Genomic DNA, 16,777 nt, shown 5'->3' with positions numbered 1-16,777 from the left:
TTTCGTTACAGTTGTACTAATTGTCTGTATTTTAAGAAATCTCCCCTGTGTTTTTATTATTTTTGCAATCTATCTTAAAACAGAATTTGCTTTATGAACTTATCATTGTCCGAATTGGAAACACTTAAAGAGAAAAGGGAATCATTTTATATTTACTTTTCGGCACCTTCCTGCGGAGTATGCGAGGTGTTATTACCTAAACTTAGGTACATGATGAAGGAGCAGTTTCCAAACTTGAAAGCTTTTCATGTTGATAATTCGCTACAACCGGAAATTGCTGCACAATTAGGCTTATATACCAATCCCAGTTTATTGGTTTATTTGGATGGAAAAGAAGTTTTGCGTAAAAGTCGATCAATAGGAGTATCGCAAGTTGAAGAGGAGATAAGACGTACCTATGAGCTTCTTTTTAACTAGAGACACTAAAGAATAGCGCCTCTCTGCATTTATTCATCTAATAAACTCCTGTGCGAAGCATTACCAAAGGACAGGCTTCTTCTGTTTCTATTCCCAGAGCATTTGCTTTGCGATAGAATTTCGGATTTTCTGTTCCAGGAGGGAATAAAATCCGTTCAGGTTTCAAACCTATTATATAATCGTAATAGGTTTCTTGATTTTTTGGAGAAAGGTAAACAGCAACCGTTTCAACTTTTCTTTCGTATGGATGCCCTACATTAATTTCAACATCGGCAATTTTACCTTCTTTGTTTCCAACAGCAATGGTTTCGATATTATGCTCACGCAGCAAACGCACGCATTGATTTGAATATCTTTCCTCGTTTAAGCTGGCACCAATTACAACTGTCTTTCTCATTGTGGAGTAGTTTAAGTATTTATATATCTATATACAACAAATATAGTAAAATGAATAAATTATCAAAGAGGAGTAGTTGATTATATAGATTTTATTTAATGCAAAAAAAACCTTCCTGAAATTACTTCAGGGAAGGTTTTTAACCAATTAAAACTACTGAGTGTACTTATTTTTGTATTAAAACTGTGGCGTAAGCGGCAATACCATCTTCGGTACCAACAAAACCCAGTTTTTCTGTTGTTGTTGCTTTTATTGCTAAATCTTCCAAATCAATTTCCATTACATCCGAAAGTACTTTTTGCATTTCAGGAATAATCGGTTTAATCTTGGGTTGCTGCAGTGCTATTGTTGCGTCAATATTTCCAATTGAAAAACCCTTCTCGGCGATTAGCCTAACCGTTTTTTTTAAAAGTATTTTGCTGTCAATGTTTTTAAAGTCATTCGAGGTATCCGGGAAATGATATCCAATATCACGCATGTTGGCCGCTCCAAGCAGAGCATCGCAAATAGCGTGAATCAATACATCTCCATCCGAATGGGCAACACAGCCTTTATTATGAGTTAATTTTATTCCTCCCAGCCAAAATTCTTCTCCTTCGGCTAATTGATGAACATCGTAACCAAATCCAACTCTAATCTTCATCTTACTTTATAATTTTATCAATATTGGCAGTAAGTGTAAAACGCAAAGTATTCTTTAACGGATTATTTTGAGTTGAAGGAATTAGGTACGAAAAATCCAAATCAAACATGTTTAGTTTTACGCCTAATCCAGCTGTGAAATATTTTCTGTTTCCTTTTTCTTCGTGTTCGTAATAGTAACCTGTGCGTAATGCAAATTGTTTTTGATACCAGTATTCAAGACCAAGCGACCATGTAATTTCTTTAAATTCCTCACTCATTCCGCCGGGAGCATCTGAGAATGAACCGAAAATACCACTCATTACTGATTTATTAGATGCTTGTCCGCCAACTATAACGGTTCCGTTATCTTCACCATCTTGAAGAGAACCATTAGCAGGAGTTGGAACTAATAATTTGTTAAAATCTGCAGCGACAGTTAACGAATTGTAATTATCCAATTCAAATTTAAGTGCAGAACCAAGTCTGAGATTTGTAGGGATAAACTCCTTTTCATCGTCGGTTGTGTAGCTTATTTTGGAACCGATATTTGAAATATTCAATCCCCACGACCAAAGAATTTCTTTTCGGTTTCTTTTAAATTCCTTCTGATAATAAACAGAAATATCTGCAGAGTAAGCATTTCCGGCTTGAGTTTCCACTCCTGCAACATATTGAGCTTGGGTAAGATCGGAGCGGATGTATCGAAATGCAATGGCTCCGGATAGATTATCGGTTAATCTTCTTGAATATGCAATATCAAAAGCCCACTCATTTGGGTTTCTTGAAACAGGTGTTGCGTTCTCACTTTCTAAAAAGATGATTTCACCCAAGGTAAAATATCGAAGCGAAGAGGCAAGAACTTGATTCTTATCCAAACGATAATATCCGGTTAAGTAGGCAAGACTCATATCATCAACCAGGTCTCTTAACCAAGGTGTGTACGATGCTGCAACTCCGTAGTTACCATCAATCATGGCAAATTTAGCAGGATTCCAATGCATCGAATTCGCATCAGGCGATGTAGCCACACCAACATCTCCCATCGCACCTGCACGGGAGTCGGGAGTGATTGTTAGGAAGGGAACGGCTGTTGAAATGTAATTAGCTCCCGATGTTGAGGTCTGTGCCCAACTCGTTTCCATGTTTGAAAATAGCAAAATGGATAAAAGGCTTGTGATTAGAGTTAGCTTGTAGTTCATAATGATTTAATATAATAGTCTGCAAATATATTCAATAAACTGTTAAATTTGGTTTTTATTATTTTAGGATTACTAATTTTTGAAATTTATTTACCACTTTTCCATTATCGGCTCTAACTTTTACACGATAGAAGTAAACTCCGCGACCAATGAAATTGCCAAAATCGTCTTTCCCGTCCCATTGAATAGGACCAACACGATTTCCGGTTGAATTTACTGTTGTTTCAATAGTCTTAATTAATTTTCCTGATATGGTGAGTATCTGAATTAAAACATCCAGTTCTCTGGAGGCTTGATTGTGCTCAAAATAAAAACCTGTATTAGTTGTAAAAGGGTTTGGATAATTTAGTACGTGTTTTAGAATAAGGTCAGCATTATCTGCAACAAGAAATTCAAGTATATTTTCGGATGAATTATTTACGTTATCCCAAACTTTAACTTGAATTTCATGTTCACCTGTTTCCAGATCGGAAAGTCGGTAGCTGATCTTTCCTTTTTGGTAATTATCCAGATCCGATTCGTAGAAATCAGTAAGCTCATAAGGCTGATCTGTTTTTTGATCCAACACAGCGATAATATCATGTCCAATGGAATTACCAACGGTATTTATCCCGCTGGAATCCTGAACGATTGCTAACAGAAGAGGAGATGTGCTTGTCATACCGCCCGGAGTGAATTGCTCATCGTCCATATAAAGTTCAATTTCAGGACCAATTTTATCTTTATCCGCATTTGGATTTGTACCTCCAACCACAATACTATTGGTGTATCCGGCCGCATCAGCATTCATACTGTTTGCGTAGTAGGAGATTTTCCCATTTCCATATTGATAATTAATATCTTTAGGAACGAAAAAGTTAAAATTAAAGTTTCCATTGGTAACACTGGCTTTTCCTTTAAAAAGGACACTGTTTTGAACCGTGTATTCAAATGGTTCACCATCATTTCCACGGGTCGATTTAGTTGTTGCTTTATCGTATATTGTTGGATAAACAGTTCCTGAAAAATTATTCAAAATCTCACTGCTGTTTGCAATTATATCACCGGAAATATGAACCTTACTCAATGCTTTTAAAGTATCTGTTGGTTGACTGATATCTACATTATTAATTAGAAGTGTTTTGGCCGAATGAGTAGGATAATTCAGTCTAAGAGCCGGATCTCCTAAAAGAGTGAAGTTTCTTTTATTAATGCCAGATCCTGTTTCATTTTTCGTTTTTCTCATGATGTCACCCAAACGAAGATAGTTTCCATCCGAGTCTTTATCAAAAACATGATGATAAAAATTTTGGTTTAAGCTGAAATTCGGAGATGAAAAAACCAATCGGGTGGTTGTGAACAGACCGATGCCACCACCGTTGTCACGAAGAAGAATCATCTCGCCTGAAGAGAGTTTTTTGTAATTATCGAAACGGCTGAATTCACAGGTAGCAGTCATAAACAAAGGAAGTTTTGTTGGATTTTTCCAACTTAAAATATCGTTGAGCATTAGAATGTGTTCATGTGCCAGTCCGTTCTCATTTCCATGCCCGGTGTAGTTCATAAGCAGGCTTCCTTTGTTTATACTTTCACTGATTGCTAAATTGACATCGGGATATTCCTGCCCGGCAGAGCTTGTTATCTGTTCATAATCATCAAGGAAAATTCTTTGTATTTTAAATTGAGGATAGTCTGTTTCTACCTGCACAGCCAGCTTATTGGCATCCCTCATGTGAGTATTATTGTCTTCATCGTCTCCAATAAAACAGATCTTGCTTCTCCAATCTCCCCACTCTGAATTGTTGTAGTTTAAAATTTTATTGGTGACAATTTGTGCTTCTTCGGCCGTATTTACAGGCAAACGTCCAATGCCAATATCTACCATGCCAATTGCCTCTCCTTCATCATCATCAAGTAGTCCGAAAAAATCATCAGTAACAAAAGATTGGGTTGGACTTAAAGAATTTTCCGATTGATAAGTTGGAATTTGGTTCGTGTTGTTTTCGCGGTCAGATTTATTATCAAATGAGCCATCGCCAAAAAGTAAAAGATATTTGGGTAGATTCTCTTCACTTGTCGATCGATCGTAAAACATTTTTACAAAATTACGAATGGCGCTCACGTCAGGAGAACCGGATGAAAACTCATTGTAGATCTCCTCCGGATCAACAATAGTCACTTTTAAATTGTCCTTGGTTCTGTGAAAATCTGCAATTTGACTGGCGTAAGACAAAAACTTGGAAGGACTAATGATAATCATATCTGTTTGAGCTAAAGCATGCAAATTTTGATTTTTAACCGATCCAATAATAATTGGTGTAGGGAAATTTCCATTTGGATCACAGGCAACATATTCTTTTAAAGAATTTGCATCTGCAGTAAAAGATGTTGTATTGTTACTGTAATTAGCAGATATGAATTTTACAGATTGGGGAGAGGTGACATCCCAAATTTGAGTTTTGTCATTTGTATTTTGAAGCGTAAATTGTGCCTTGTTGCCAACTCCAATGGTTTTGGTATCTCTAAATGCCATTTGATTGTTAGTGAAAACTAAATTTCGTCTGGCATTTACGCGAAGAAAGTTTAACCATCCTTTTGAGGATGGGGAACTTTTTTCATAGTCAATACTCAATTTAAAATCAGCAGATGAAGGAATGAAATTAATGAATTTCTTCTCTGCAACCGATGCGTAGTTAGCTGTATAGCTTCCTGTGTTTACCGATGGCATTTCTATATCTCCAATTGAATTCGTTCCGGAAAGCAGATTGAATTTTGTTGTGGACGATGATCTTGCCACTAAATTTGTACTAATTAAAATAGGTTCTCCTGTTTTTAGGTTTGGGAATGAAAAATTGAAAGAGTAATTTGTTGTAACATCAAAAGTATTCCCAAGCCAAAGTCTGCCACTCTCCAAAAGATTGATGTTGTCCTGATCGAATACAGCGTAGTCATCAAATCCGGTAACATTTATATTAGAGGAAGCTAAGGATGCTGCCGATTGAATGAGCGTCGGACTTCCCATATCAGAACTAAGAAAATAATGTGAGAAATCAGAGTACAAATGATTTTCGTGGACAAATTCATTGGAGGCTTCATCGAATTTCCATGATCTTGGTCCTTTGGCATAAAAAAGAATAAAATCGCCCGAATTAAAAATACCATCACTTCCTTTATCCATGAAAATGGGATTGTTCGGCAAATCATCCAGACTATCCTCAGAGTTCATTTTAGGAAGCATTCCCCCTCCGGATCCATAAATTCGTATGTTTTCTGGATTGGAAATTCCCATATCAATTAATTGGGAATAGGTAATTTTATGCACGGCAGTGGTGTCAATTGCAATTTTCACCCATTTTCCGGATTGAAGAACAGAGCTGGCGACGTAAGATTTGCTTTGTTTTAGCGATTTAGTCTGACTTTTTTTTTGAAATCTCAGTGAGAACCGAATCAATTTTTCGAGTTGGCCTGTTAAAGGATTCTTCCGTATGGGCGTAAATTTAACTTGTTGGTAATTTTGTTTTCGAATAACAACTGTGTTAATTGAAGGTTTTATTGTGTTGGAGATTGTTTTATTTCGTAAAATCTGCCTTTCAGTGGAACTTAACAATTTGAATTGCGTATCAAATAACTCGACTGTGAATAATTCGTTGGTTGAGCTTGTTAATTGTAGGTGTGAATATTCTGGTAACCATGAGTTTTCCTCATTCAAAGAAGCTCCTGTAAAAGTTAGAGTGTTAATTTTTTCTCCTGTAGGATAGACAATTAAACTTTCTGTCCAATCCAAATTAATTGGAGTTGTAGTTTGTGAAAATGAACTAACACTTATAATGGAGAATAATAATATTACCAGATAACGCATAAACAATTACAGGTGTTTTACATCTAAATTAAACAAAATTGGCGATTTGCGAGAATTGAAGGTATGCAAAATAAGCAAAACTTAAGACAAAGTCGAGAAAAGATATTAAGATAAAAGGAAGACTTTTCTTGGGGATTGAACCGGATGGTTTTTAAAAATTGTTTTGTATCAGATAGTTAAGGTGGTAGGGATGTTTAAGCTGTCATGCAACATGCGATTAGTGATTTTTTTGAACTGAATTATACCCTTGAAATGTTAAATAATTTTGTAAAAAAGTAAAATTAAATACAATAAACTCTCTACTCTTTTAGTTATATTTGTTGAGTTAAGTATTTTTGAGATAAACTACATTCAATCTATTATGAAATTAAAATCGAGCATTATTCTCTTTGTTTTTGCAATTTCACTGATGATTTTACCATCTTGTTCGAAAGTGAAAAATCTTGTTGGAAAGGGAGAAAAATCTAAAACCACTGGTTGGGCTTACAACGAACCTGAGAATGGGGGTTTTGAATATCATAGCGGTTTTCAGCAAGAAACTGGTCCTGGTCTGAAATTTATTCAGGGAGGTACATTTACTATGGGAAGAACACAACAGGACGTGATGTATGATTGGAACAATGTTCCAAGAAGAGTTACAGTTCCTTCTTTTTATATTGATGAGACAGAGGTTCGAAATGTTGATTATTTAGAGTACTTACATTGGATTAAGAGAGTATTTGTTTCTTATCCGGAAGTTTATAGAAAAGCATTGCCCGATACTTTGGTTTGGCGTGATGAACTGGCTTACAATGAGCCTTACGTTAATAATTACCTTCGTCATCCTGCTTATGGAGAATATCCTGTAGTTGGTGTAAGCTGGGAACAAGCAGTTGATTTTTGCGAATGGCGTACCGATCGTGTAAATGAAAGAATTCTTATTGATAAAGGAATTTTGAATAATGATCCTACTCAACGCGATGAAAATAATTTTAATACAGAAGCCTATCTGGCTGGACAGTATGAAGGTGCTGTTAATAAAAATCTTACAGATTTAAATCCGGATAACGAAGAAAGATCGGTTCGATGGAGTGACGGTATGTTACTTCCTAAATATCGTCTTCCTTCCGAAGCAGAGTGGGAATATGCTGCGGCTGCTTTAATTGGAAATTCACAGGATGAAAGAATTACTGACCGTAAGATTTTCCCTTGGAACGGGCATTGGGTTAGAAATGATCAGAAAAAAGTTCGCGGTCAGATGATGGCTAACTTTGCACGTGGACGTGGGGATTATATGGGAACAGCCGGTGCATTAAATGATGCCGGTGATATTACCGTTCCTGTAAATTCATTCTGGCCTAACGATTTTGGATTGTACTGTATGGCTGGTAATGTTAGCGAATGGGTTGCTGATGTTTATCGTCCTATGTCTCCTGAAGATATTTCGGAATTTAATCCTTACAGAGGAAATGTTTTTAAAACTGCAGTTAGAGATGAAGAAGGAAATATTGCAGAAAAAGATAGTTTAGGAAGAATTCGTTACAGAAATCAGAAAGATGAGGAGTTAGTGGGGCGTGAGAATTACAAAACTGCAGATAATAGAAATTATCGGGATGGTGATGTTGAATCAAGTATCGTTTCAGATTATACCTGGAATAATCCAGAACATCAGGCTGCTGGTTCTAGTCGTATGTATGTTCAGGGCAGAGGTCAGAACGGAAGCGATTTTAGTTCTATGATAACTGATGATTCCCGGGTATACAAAGGAGGTTCATGGAAAGATCGTGCTTACTGGATGTCACCAAGTGCACGTCGTTTTTTAAATCAGAAAGAAGCACGTGACGATATTGGATTCCGATGTGCAATGACTCATGTAGGACATCCTGCAAATAAAAAGACAAAGTAGTAATCTTAAATATTTTTAAACCCCATCTCTAAAGGATGGGGTTTTTTGTTGGAAATTGCTAATTTCGTTTGTCTAACTAAATTTGAAAAAGAATACAATGCAGTTGTCAAATATTTACCTTCTTTTTAAGGAACATCCAATAGTCGTAACAGATACCAGAAAGATTGTTCCCAATTCAATTTTCTTTGCTTTGAAAGGCGATAATTTCAATGGGAATAAATTTGCCATGTCTGCGGTTGAAAAAGGCTGTAATTATGCAATTGTTGATGAAAAGGAATATGCTGTTGATAACCGTTTTGTTTTGGTAGAAGATGTATTGGCGACGCTTCAGGATTTAGCCAGAGAACACCGAAGGCAGTTAAATATTCCGATTCTTGCTATTACGGGAACTAATGGAAAAACGACTACGAAGGAATTGGTTCATGAGGTTTTGCGGCGAAAGTTTAGAACGGCAGCTACAATTGGGAATCTCAATAATCATATTGGTGTTCCGTTAACTCTGCTTTCTATGAATACAGATACTGAATTTGGGATCGTTGAAATGGGAGCTAATCATCCGGGAGAGATTCAGCAATTATGCGAAATTGCAGAACCCGATTATGGAATCATAACGAATGTTGGAAAAGCACATCTGGAAGGATTTGGTTCATTTGAGGGGGTTGTAAAAACAAAAAAAGAGTTGTACGATTTTCTTTTTAAGAATGGAGGCAAAGTGTTTATTAATGCTGATAACGATTACCTGACTGAAATGTTGAATGATCAGGAATCTATTAGCTATGGAAATTCGGAGAATGCATTTTCTAAGGCAAAGTTTCTGCAGGCTGAACCATATCTGGTTTTAGAAATAAGATCAGCAATTGGTAAATTGTATATTAAAACAAAACTAATCGGCACCTATAATTTTGAAAATGCTTTAGCTGCTGTAACTATAGGACGATATTTTAAAATTGATGAGATTGAGATAAAGGAAGCACTCGAAAAGTACGTGCCCAGCAACAATAGATCTCAATTGAAGAAAACGGAGAAAAACATTTTGTTCCTGGATGCATACAATGCGAATCCAACCAGTATGAAGGCTGCAATAGAAAATTTTGCAGGTATGTCGAGGAAAAATAAAGTCATTATTCTGGGTGATATGCTGGAACTGGGTTCTGATGCCCGCAAAGAACATTTGGATTTATTGCAGTTGATTCAGGATAGACAATTGAAATCGGTATTTTTGGTTGGAGATATTTTTACAGAAGTGAATTCTAATGAGCAGTTCAAAACCTTTAAAAATACTTCCGAATTAATAAAGGAACTTGATAAGACAGAGCTGCTGAACCAGTATATTCTGATTAAAGGATCAAGAGGAATTCGTTTGGAACAGGTAATTGAAAAATTGTAAGTATGGCTATTGCTTGGGTATATTTGATTATTGCAGGATTGTTTGAAGCTGTTTGGGCTATCGGATTGAAATATGCTGAAGGATTTACTAAGTTTTGGCCTAGTGTGATTACGATTGTCGCAATGGCGATTAGTTTGTATTTTCTTGCATTGGCAATAAAAACATTGCCTGTTGGAACTGCTTATGCTGTTTGGACAGGAATAGGAGCATTTACAACAGCAATTTTGGGCGTTGTTTTATTTAGCGAGCCAATTCATTTCTCAAGAATATTCTTTTTACTTCTTCTTCTTGTATCAATTATTGGCCTTAAATTCACTGCCGTGAACTAATTAGTAATTCTTAATTTTTAGAAGGTGATGTCGGAGAAATGTTTTTTCTTTCTTAGGTAGAAATCGAAAATAATGCTGTTTTTATACATTTCCTTGTGATCTGTTTTAGTGACAAAAGGAATCATCTTTGTGCGTTTTTCTCTCATTTTTGAGAACATGGAATAGTAGGAAAGATGAGCTTTAAACACAGCGCCAAAATTTGAAAATTCGCCACTCAAAAGAAACTTCATCGCTGCGATACCATCCAATACCATTCTTTTCAGGAGAATGGAACAGAATTTATTTTCAGGCAGATTTTTGTGCAGCATGAATAGGTTGTTGCGGAAATTTAAATAGAGTTTCTTTGAACTGTGGTTTGGTAAAGTAGCCCCTCCAACATGATAAACTGTCGATTTAGGTTCTGAAATGATTCGGTATCCTTGATTTTTTATTCTCCAGCACAAATCAATTTCTTCCATGTGAGCAAAAAAGTCACCATCCAATCCTCCTGATTTTTTATAAACATCGGCACGAATGAAGAGAGAGGCGCCACTAGCCCAGAAAATATCAAGTTCTGAGTTGTATTGATTGCGATCACTTTCGATTTGATCCAGTATTCTTCCACGGCAAAAAGGATAGCCTAAATAGTCAATAAAACCACCTGACGCGCCAGCGTATTCAAATTCCGTTTTATTGTGATAAGCTTTAATTTTGGGTTGTGCAGCCGCAATGCTTGGATCTTTTTCCAGATGATTGTAAATCGGGTCAAGCCAATTTTCTGTAACTTCAACATCCGAATTTAAAAGAACGAAATAGCTGTGTGAGAGTTGCTCCAATGCTTTGTTGTAACCATCAGCAAATCCATAATTCTTATCAAGCTGAATAACTTGAAGATCAGGATATTCTTTTTCTAAAAATGCAATGGAATCATCACTGGATGCATTGTCTGCAATAATAACATCGGCCCATTCACGTTTTGAGTGAGCAACAACAGATGGAAGGAATGTTTCTAATAATTTTTTCCCGTTCCAGTTTAGTATTACGATTCCAATTCTATTCATTTTTTTTTAAACTGATGTATTACAATATAATTACTTATTGTGAGTCTTGTTTTGTGTGTTTCCATCGTTTATGAGACCATAACCAGTATGCCGGCTCCTCTTTGATTATATCTTCTAACACGCGCGTATGTTTTTCCGTGATTTCAAACTCAGCGGTTTCTTTGGGATTATCAAAAAGAGGAATAAAGTGTACTTCGTAATATCCCCTTTTTACTTTCTTCATATGAACAAAAATTACTGGCTGGTCAAGTTTTTTTGCGATACGTTCAGTTCCCAGCAAAACAGGAGTATCCTGATTGAGAAATTTCGTCCAGTAGTTAAGGTTTCTTTTGTTTGGTGTCTGATCACCAATAAAAATAGTAGTTGTAAATTTGTTTTGATTTCGATATGAAATCATGGTTCTCAAAGTATCATTTTTAGCTAATGGCCTGGATCCAAATCGTTTTCTTATCTGTAGAAACATTTTATCAAAAACCTTATTATGAAGAGGTTTGTAGATAGGCAGATAGTACGCTTCTATCCATAAATTAATGGATGTCAGCCACTCCCAATTCCCATAATGTCCAAATACAATAACAACGCTTTTACCTGATGTTTTATATTTGTTGAGAATTTCCGGGGCTATAAATTTGCAGCGTTTTCTAATTTCTTTTTCACTAATTGTCCAAAGTTTTATGGTCTCAATAAATGTATCACAGAAATGACAGTAAAATTCCTTTCGTATTGCCTTGATTTCTTTTTCAGATTTTTCAGGAAAAGAGTTTTTAAGATTTGAGGTAACAACTTTTCTTCGGTATCTAAAAATGTGGTAAACAAAAAGAAAAAGAATGTCTGAAAAGAAATACAGTATTGAAGATGGCAAGTAACTTATTAGCCTTACCACACCATACAACATATAGGAAAGAAGCTTTATCATTTAGATGAAATGTGTTTTTATAATCTGCTGAAAGCAGGAAAATTCATTTAAGTTTATTTTATCATGTGTTGAATCACAACATTTTTAAACTCATCATGAACCATTGTATTACTGGCAATAATTTCTCTTCCGAATATGAAATTCTGATCTCCTTTAAAATCGCAGACTTTCCCGCCGGCTTGGCTTACCAAAAATGAGCCGGCAGCAACATCCCAGGGCTGAAGACTATATTCGTAAAAAGCTTCGAATCTGCCACAGGCAACATAAGCTAAATCGGTTGCAGCAGAGCCGGGGCGACGAACGCCGTGCGAATTAATAATGAAGTATTCCAAAGAAGCCATAAATGTTTTCAATTGGTCGTAATTGGAATAGGGAAAACCTGTTGCAATTAAACTTGAGTCGATCGAATTTGCCTTCGATACGGAAATTGTTTTGCCATTTAAATAAGCTTCTGGAGCTCCTTTCCACGAATAAAAGCATTCGTCATGGCTAATTTCATATATTACTCCCAATACAATTTCATCGTATTCTTGCAGCGCAATACTAACAGCAAAAGGGGATAATCCATGAATGTAATTTGTTGTTCCGTCAAGCGGATCAATAATCCAATTGTAACGTTCTGCGCGATAGGTTTCAGTGCCTTCTTCTGCAATAAAACCTGTATCAGAAAGAATTAGTTTCAATTCTGCAACAATTTTTTCTTCCGCAGTTTTATCAACATAGGTTACAAAATCGTGTATACCTTTTACTTCTATAACATCAGATTTAATCTTGCTTTGCTGTTCTTTTATGAATATGCCAACTTTTCGGGCTATGTCATTTGTTTTAAAACAAAGTTCTTTAAGATCGATCATGCTTTTATATTTTATTGCGAAACAGGTTTTAGGTTGAATCGTATTTTGTCAACAACAGAACCTGAAACATTGCCATTTGAATTTATCTCCTGCAAGGTAGCAAATGTAAGTTTGTTGCTAAGGTTTTGGTTGTACGGAATTTCTATTTTAATGTAATTTTTAGTGAATCCATACATTTTACCATGATCATTAAAGGATTCGAACAGGACTTCTTCTGTCTTGCCCAAATTTTCCTGATAAAATGTATTTAATTTTTTCTCAGAAAGAATTTGAAGCATTTTTGCTCTTCTTTTCCGCTCAGGAATTGGAACAACCTCTTTAATTTCAAGAGCTTTGGTGCCTTGTCTTTCCGAGTAAGGAAATACATGTAGTTGGCTAATGGGTAATTCTTTGATAAATAAATATGCATCTTCGAAATCTTGATCACTTTCACCGCGACTTCCGGCAATTACATCAACCCCAATAAATGCATCTGGAAGTAAGGATTTAATTTTCTCAATCCGTTGAGCAAATAATTCTCTATTGTATCTTCTCTTCATAAGCTTTAAAACTTTATTGGATCCAGCTTGAAGAGGTAAATGAAAATGATTCACAAATTTTTCTGATTGGGCAACAAATTCAATAATCTCGTTGCTTAAAAGGTTGGGTTCAATGGACGAGATCCGAAAACGACTGATTCCTTTTACTTTTTCAAGCTCTTTAATTAAATCCAGAAATGTTTCGTTTGTACTTTTTCCAAAATCACCGATATTTACTCCTGTCAGGATAATTTCTTTTGCACCTTGTTTGGCAACTTCCTCTGCCTGTTGTACCGTTTCACTTATGCTCATGTTACGGCTATTGCCTCTGGCAAATGGAATGGTGCAATAGGTACAATAGTAATTGCATCCATCCTGAATTTTGAGAAAACAACGGGTTCTGTCTCCCATTGAGTAGGAAGAATGAAAATCTTTAACCGATTCGACTTCACATGGATGCAGTTCTCCGGTACCTTTTTTCTCAAGATGATCTATGTATTTGTGGATGTTGAATTTCTCATTGGCTCCTAAAACGAGATCAACTCCAGGAATCGCGATAATTTCATCAGGTTTAAGTTGCGCGTAGCATCCAATTACGGCAATAAATGCATTAGCATTGGTTTTAATAACCTTTTTAATGGCTTGTCTGCATTTTTTGTCAGCATGATCTGTAACAGAACAAGTGTTTATGATGTAAATATCAGCTTTCTCCGTATGCTTAATTGTTTCGAAGCCCATTTCTTTAAATGAACGGCCAATTGTAGAGGTTTCCGAAAAATTAAGTTTGCATCCTAATGTGTAGAATGCTACTTTTTTACCTTGTAACATAGTTTCTTCCCTTCTTGCTGATATTCAGCTTCTAGCTAAAATAAATGAACTATTTCAAATTTAATTTGAAATAGTTCAAAATATAGAAATAATTTAAAGTGCAAATTTAGGAAAAAGAATTACTTTTTTACCCCAATACAAGGCTGTTGGAAATATATTCTTTATACAACTGATGAACAATACCATCGGTAACCCCAATTTTGGGTACGTGTATCTTATCTGCATTTGCCCATTCCATAATACTTAGGAAAATTGTTGCCGCAGGAATGATAACATCAGCCCGGTCAGGATTCATGTCGAAGTTGATCATTAATTCCTGATAGCTGTATTGTTTAAGGTCGTAGTAAATGCTTTTAAATTCTTGGTATGTAATGAATTTTTCTTTTTTGGGTGCAGCGAGTTTAACCAATCTGTTGATGTTACCACCTGATCCGATAAGTTCAATGTTTTCACAACTAGGACATACATCCAATAAACACTCTTTTATACGAACAAATTCATCTTTTGGGACACAATCCCGAAGAATTTTAATGGTTCCCACATTAAATGAGGCGGAGAATTTGCAAATCCCTTTTGAAAAAAGAGTTAGCTCGGTACTGCCACCACCAACATCAACATATAAATAATCTTTGCTTGGATCGAGAGTATCGGCAATTTTATTATCAAAAATAATGCTTGCTTCTTCTTTTCCATTGATAACGTCAATTTTTATCCCAGATTCATTCTCAATTCTTTGAATAATTTCAGTGCCGTTAACAGCCTCCCTCATTGCTGATGTTGCGCAAGCACGGTAATTCACAACCTCATGAACGTCCATAAGGTTGCGAAATGCCTTCATGCTTTTAATTAATTTCTCGGCTTTATCTGCAGAGATAATCTTATCTATAAAAGTGTCAGTTCCCAAACGAATTGGAACCCTTACTAATGATGATTTCTTAAAGTGAGCATTACCGCCTTCTTCAAGCACATTCATAAATAACAACCGGATGGCATTTGATCCGATATCTATGGCGGCAAATTTCATTATTTTCATAAAAAGTATATTTAGATTTTCAGTGAGCAAAAATAACTCAGATGATTCAATTTCATGTAACGCCTTTTTGCGATTAAATGTACATATTCAGGAATATAATTTAAATGAAATTTCCCAGTAATGCAATAAATAGATTTTATAGAAGGTGACTTGCCAGTTCTGCAAGGTGACTTCTTTCTCCTTTTATTAAGTTGACATGAGCAAATATATCCTGTCCTTGCATTCTGTCTGAGAGGTATGCTAATCCATTCGATTTTTTATCCAGATAAGGTGAGTCTATTTGTTCAATATCTCCTGTGAAAATCATTTTAGTACCTTCGCCTGCACGTGTAATTATTGTTTTAATTTCGTGAGGGGTAAGGTTTTGAGCTTCATCAACAATGAAGAATGTATTCGAAAGGCTTCTTCCTCTAATGTATGCTAATGGAGTAATCTGTAATCTTTCTTCCTTTAAAAGTTCGTCAATTTTGAGATACTCTTTACTATGGACGTTAAATTTATGCTTGATTACACTCAGGTTGTCGAAAAGGGGTTGCATGTAAGGACCTATTTTTTCTTTGGCATCGCCCGGTAAATAGCCCAGATCTTTATTGGCCAAAGCAACAATTGGTCTGGCAAGGAAAATTTGATCGTACATGTCGATTTGCTGAAGAGCAGTTGCCAAAGCGAGTAATGTTTTTCCGGTTCCAGCTCGTCCGGTTAAAGCGACTAAGGATATTTTTGGATCCATGAGAGCATGCATGGAGAAAGTCTGTTCTGCATTTCGGGGATAAATTCCGTAAGCATTTGGTTTTTCAACCCGGGATACTATTTTCTCAACGGGATCGAAATGTGCAAGCGCACTAGATGAATTGTTTTTCAAAATAAAATATTCATGACCTTTAATTGGTTTTTCAAGTCCAAATTCTTTTTCAGGAATTCCTTCGTTTGATTTATAAAGAAAAGTAATTTTTTCATCATTAAAATCTTCAAGGGTTGTTATTCCCAGGCTAATTACATCATCAAGATCCTTAACCTGATCGTTTTTATAATCTTCTGCAGGAATCCCTAACGATTTTGCTTTCATTCTAAGGTTAATATCCTTGGTAATAAGAATGACCTTTTTTTTACTGCGGTGGTTGTGCAGATACTCTGCTATAGCCAGAATTCTGTGGTCGGGGATGTTTTCCTGAAACGAACTTTTCATTTGAGGAGAAAATTCTTTTCCCGTTTCAACGGATAATTTCCCCAAGTTCTTTCCTAGAGGAACACCGGCAGTAAAGAGCAGGTCTCCGGAAATACGGTCTAATTCTCTGCTGAATTCACGTGCGTGGTAATTAATCTGATCATTACCTTTTTTAAATTTATCCAGTTCCTCCAGAACGGTTATGGGAATAACAACATCATTTTCTTCAAAATTGTAAATTGAATTAAAATCATGAAGAATAACATTTGTATCAAGAACGAAAACCTTTTTGAGTTTTGCCATAATGAATGGTGTTAGAGGTTAATTTCGGCAGGCATTTAGAGCCA

At 35.8% G+C, this 16,777-nt stretch carries 14 protein-coding genes; 4 read left to right on the top strand and 10 right to left on the bottom strand.

From position 1 onward, the window contains the following. Nucleotides 1–93 precede the first annotated feature (93 nt). Nucleotides 94–417, top strand: a complete 324-nt coding sequence (locus ACY0M5_RS19455; RefSeq protein WP_461630308.1) for a thioredoxin family protein — start codon at nt 94–96, stop codon at nt 415–417. A gap of 37 nt (nt 418–454) precedes the next feature. Here the strand turns inward: ACY0M5_RS19455 and ACY0M5_RS19450 are convergent, their stop codons facing one another. The 4 genes from ACY0M5_RS19450 to porU all read right to left on the bottom strand — a co-directional run bounded on the left by ACY0M5_RS19450 (nt 455) and on the right by porU (nt 6,475). Then, nucleotides 455–814, bottom strand: a complete 360-nt coding sequence (locus tag ACY0M5_RS19450) for a CoA-binding protein (RefSeq protein ID WP_124991315.1) — start codon at nt 812–814, stop codon at nt 455–457. A 166-nt stretch (nt 815–980) separates the two neighbouring features. Continuing rightward, nucleotides 981–1,457: a 2-C-methyl-D-erythritol 2,4-cyclodiphosphate synthase gene (gene ispF / locus ACY0M5_RS19445; RefSeq protein ID WP_156194265.1), complete on the bottom strand. Its 477-nt coding sequence runs from the start codon at nt 1,455–1,457 to the stop codon at nt 981–983. Between the two features lies 1 nt (nt 1,458). Further along, complete coding sequence (gene porV / locus ACY0M5_RS19440) at nt 1,459–2,637, bottom strand: type IX secretion system outer membrane channel protein PorV (protein WP_461630307.1); 1,179 nt, start codon at nt 2,635–2,637, stop codon at nt 1,459–1,461. A 58-nt stretch (nt 2,638–2,695) separates the two neighbouring features. Next, nucleotides 2,696–6,475 (bottom strand): type IX secretion system sortase PorU, encoded by a 3,780-nt coding sequence (porU, locus tag ACY0M5_RS19435; protein ID WP_461630306.1) that lies wholly within the window; start codon nt 6,473–6,475, stop codon nt 2,696–2,698. Between the two features lie 361 nt (nt 6,476–6,836). Between porU and gldJ the strand changes: the two genes are divergently transcribed. The 3 genes from gldJ (at nt 6,837) to sugE (ending at nt 10,076) form a co-directional block, all read left to right on the top strand. Continuing rightward, nucleotides 6,837–8,360, top strand: a complete 1,524-nt coding sequence (gene gldJ / locus ACY0M5_RS19430) for a gliding motility lipoprotein GldJ (RefSeq protein WP_124991311.1) — start codon at nt 6,837–6,839, stop codon at nt 8,358–8,360. A gap of 97 nt (nt 8,361–8,457) precedes the next feature. Continuing rightward, on the top strand, nt 8,458–9,747 hold the full coding sequence (locus ACY0M5_RS19425) for a UDP-N-acetylmuramoyl-tripeptide--D-alanyl-D-alanine ligase (RefSeq protein ID WP_461630305.1): 1,290 nt from the start codon (nt 8,458–8,460) through the stop codon (nt 9,745–9,747). Nucleotides 9,748–9,749: 2 nt separating this feature from the next. Further along, nucleotides 9,750–10,076 (top strand): quaternary ammonium compound efflux SMR transporter SugE, encoded by a 327-nt coding sequence (gene sugE / locus ACY0M5_RS19420; RefSeq protein ID WP_461630304.1) that lies wholly within the window; start codon nt 9,750–9,752, stop codon nt 10,074–10,076. A gap of 17 nt (nt 10,077–10,093) precedes the next feature. Here sugE and ACY0M5_RS19415 read toward each other — a convergent pair whose 3' ends face one another. The 6 genes from ACY0M5_RS19415 to ACY0M5_RS19390 all read right to left on the bottom strand — a co-directional run bounded on the left by ACY0M5_RS19415 (nt 10,094) and on the right by ACY0M5_RS19390 (nt 16,733). Continuing rightward, entirely contained in the window at nt 10,094–11,116 is a 1,023-nt protein-coding gene (locus ACY0M5_RS19415; RefSeq protein WP_461630303.1) for a glycosyltransferase family 2 protein, read from the bottom strand. Nucleotides 11,117–11,150: 34 nt separating this feature from the next. Then, entirely contained in the window at nt 11,151–12,032 is an 882-nt protein-coding gene (locus tag ACY0M5_RS19410) for a lysophospholipid acyltransferase family protein (RefSeq protein WP_461630302.1), read from the bottom strand. Between the two features lie 53 nt (nt 12,033–12,085). Continuing rightward, nucleotides 12,086–12,886: an inositol monophosphatase family protein gene (locus ACY0M5_RS19405; protein WP_461630301.1), complete on the bottom strand. Its 801-nt coding sequence runs from the start codon at nt 12,884–12,886 to the stop codon at nt 12,086–12,088. Nucleotides 12,887–12,897: 11 nt separating this feature from the next. Then, a complete protein-coding gene (mtaB, locus tag ACY0M5_RS19400) occupies nt 12,898–14,232 on the bottom strand; it encodes a tRNA (N(6)-L-threonylcarbamoyladenosine(37)-C(2))-methylthiotransferase MtaB (RefSeq protein WP_461630300.1) in 1,335 nt (444 codons plus the stop codon). 127 nt (nt 14,233–14,359) lie between these two features. Beyond that, the gene (locus ACY0M5_RS19395; protein WP_225441302.1) at nt 14,360–15,265 is read right to left on the bottom strand and encodes a Ppx/GppA phosphatase family protein; all 906 of its coding nucleotides are present in this window, start codon (nt 15,263–15,265) and stop codon (nt 14,360–14,362) included. A 136-nt stretch (nt 15,266–15,401) separates the two neighbouring features. Next, complete coding sequence (locus ACY0M5_RS19390) at nt 15,402–16,733, bottom strand: PhoH family protein (RefSeq protein ID WP_124991305.1); 1,332 nt, start codon at nt 16,731–16,733, stop codon at nt 15,402–15,404. Nucleotides 16,734–16,777: the final 44 nt, after the last annotated feature.

Origin of the sequence: Labilibaculum euxinicum (assembly GCF_963678175.1) — a bacterium.
GTDB lineage: Bacteria > Bacteroidota > Bacteroidia > Bacteroidales > Marinifilaceae > Labilibaculum > Labilibaculum euxinus.
Note: the sequence above shows the minus strand (reverse complement) of the source record. Positions and strands in the feature narration are given on the sequence as shown.

Bases quoted from the DNA above. Each gene is read 5' to 3' on its own strand.
- ACY0M5_RS19455 (WP_461630308.1), top strand. From the start codon at position 94: ATGAACTTATCATTGTCCGAATTGGAAACACTTAAAGAGAAAAGGGAA.
- ACY0M5_RS19450 (WP_124991315.1), bottom strand. From the start codon at position 814: ATGAGAAAGACAGTTGTAATTGGTGCCAGCTTAAACGAGGAAAGATAT.
- ispF (WP_156194265.1), bottom strand. From the start codon at position 1,457: ATGAAGATTAGAGTTGGATTTGGTTACGATGTTCATCAATTAGCCGAA.
- porV (WP_461630307.1), bottom strand. From the start codon at position 2,637: ATGAACTACAAGCTAACTCTAATCACAAGCCTTTTATCCATTTTGCTA.
- porU (WP_461630306.1), bottom strand. From the start codon at position 6,475: ATGCGTTATCTGGTAATATTATTATTCTCCATTATAAGTGTTAGTTCA.
- gldJ (WP_124991311.1), top strand. From the start codon at position 6,837: ATGAAATTAAAATCGAGCATTATTCTCTTTGTTTTTGCAATTTCACTG.
- ACY0M5_RS19425 (WP_461630305.1), top strand. From the start codon at position 8,458: ATGCAGTTGTCAAATATTTACCTTCTTTTTAAGGAACATCCAATAGTC.
- sugE (WP_461630304.1), top strand. From the start codon at position 9,750: ATGGCTATTGCTTGGGTATATTTGATTATTGCAGGATTGTTTGAAGCT.
- ACY0M5_RS19415 (WP_461630303.1), bottom strand. From the start codon at position 11,116: ATGAATAGAATTGGAATCGTAATACTAAACTGGAACGGGAAAAAATTA.
- ACY0M5_RS19410 (WP_461630302.1), bottom strand. From the start codon at position 12,032: ATGATAAAGCTTCTTTCCTATATGTTGTATGGTGTGGTAAGGCTAATA.
- ACY0M5_RS19405 (WP_461630301.1), bottom strand. From the start codon at position 12,886: ATGATCGATCTTAAAGAACTTTGTTTTAAAACAAATGACATAGCCCGA.
- mtaB (WP_461630300.1), bottom strand. From the start codon at position 14,232: ATGTTACAAGGTAAAAAAGTAGCATTCTACACATTAGGATGCAAACTT.
- ACY0M5_RS19395 (WP_225441302.1), bottom strand. From the start codon at position 15,265: ATGAAAATAATGAAATTTGCCGCCATAGATATCGGATCAAATGCCATC.
- ACY0M5_RS19390 (WP_124991305.1), bottom strand. From the start codon at position 16,733: ATGGCAAAACTCAAAAAGGTTTTCGTTCTTGATACAAATGTTATTCTT.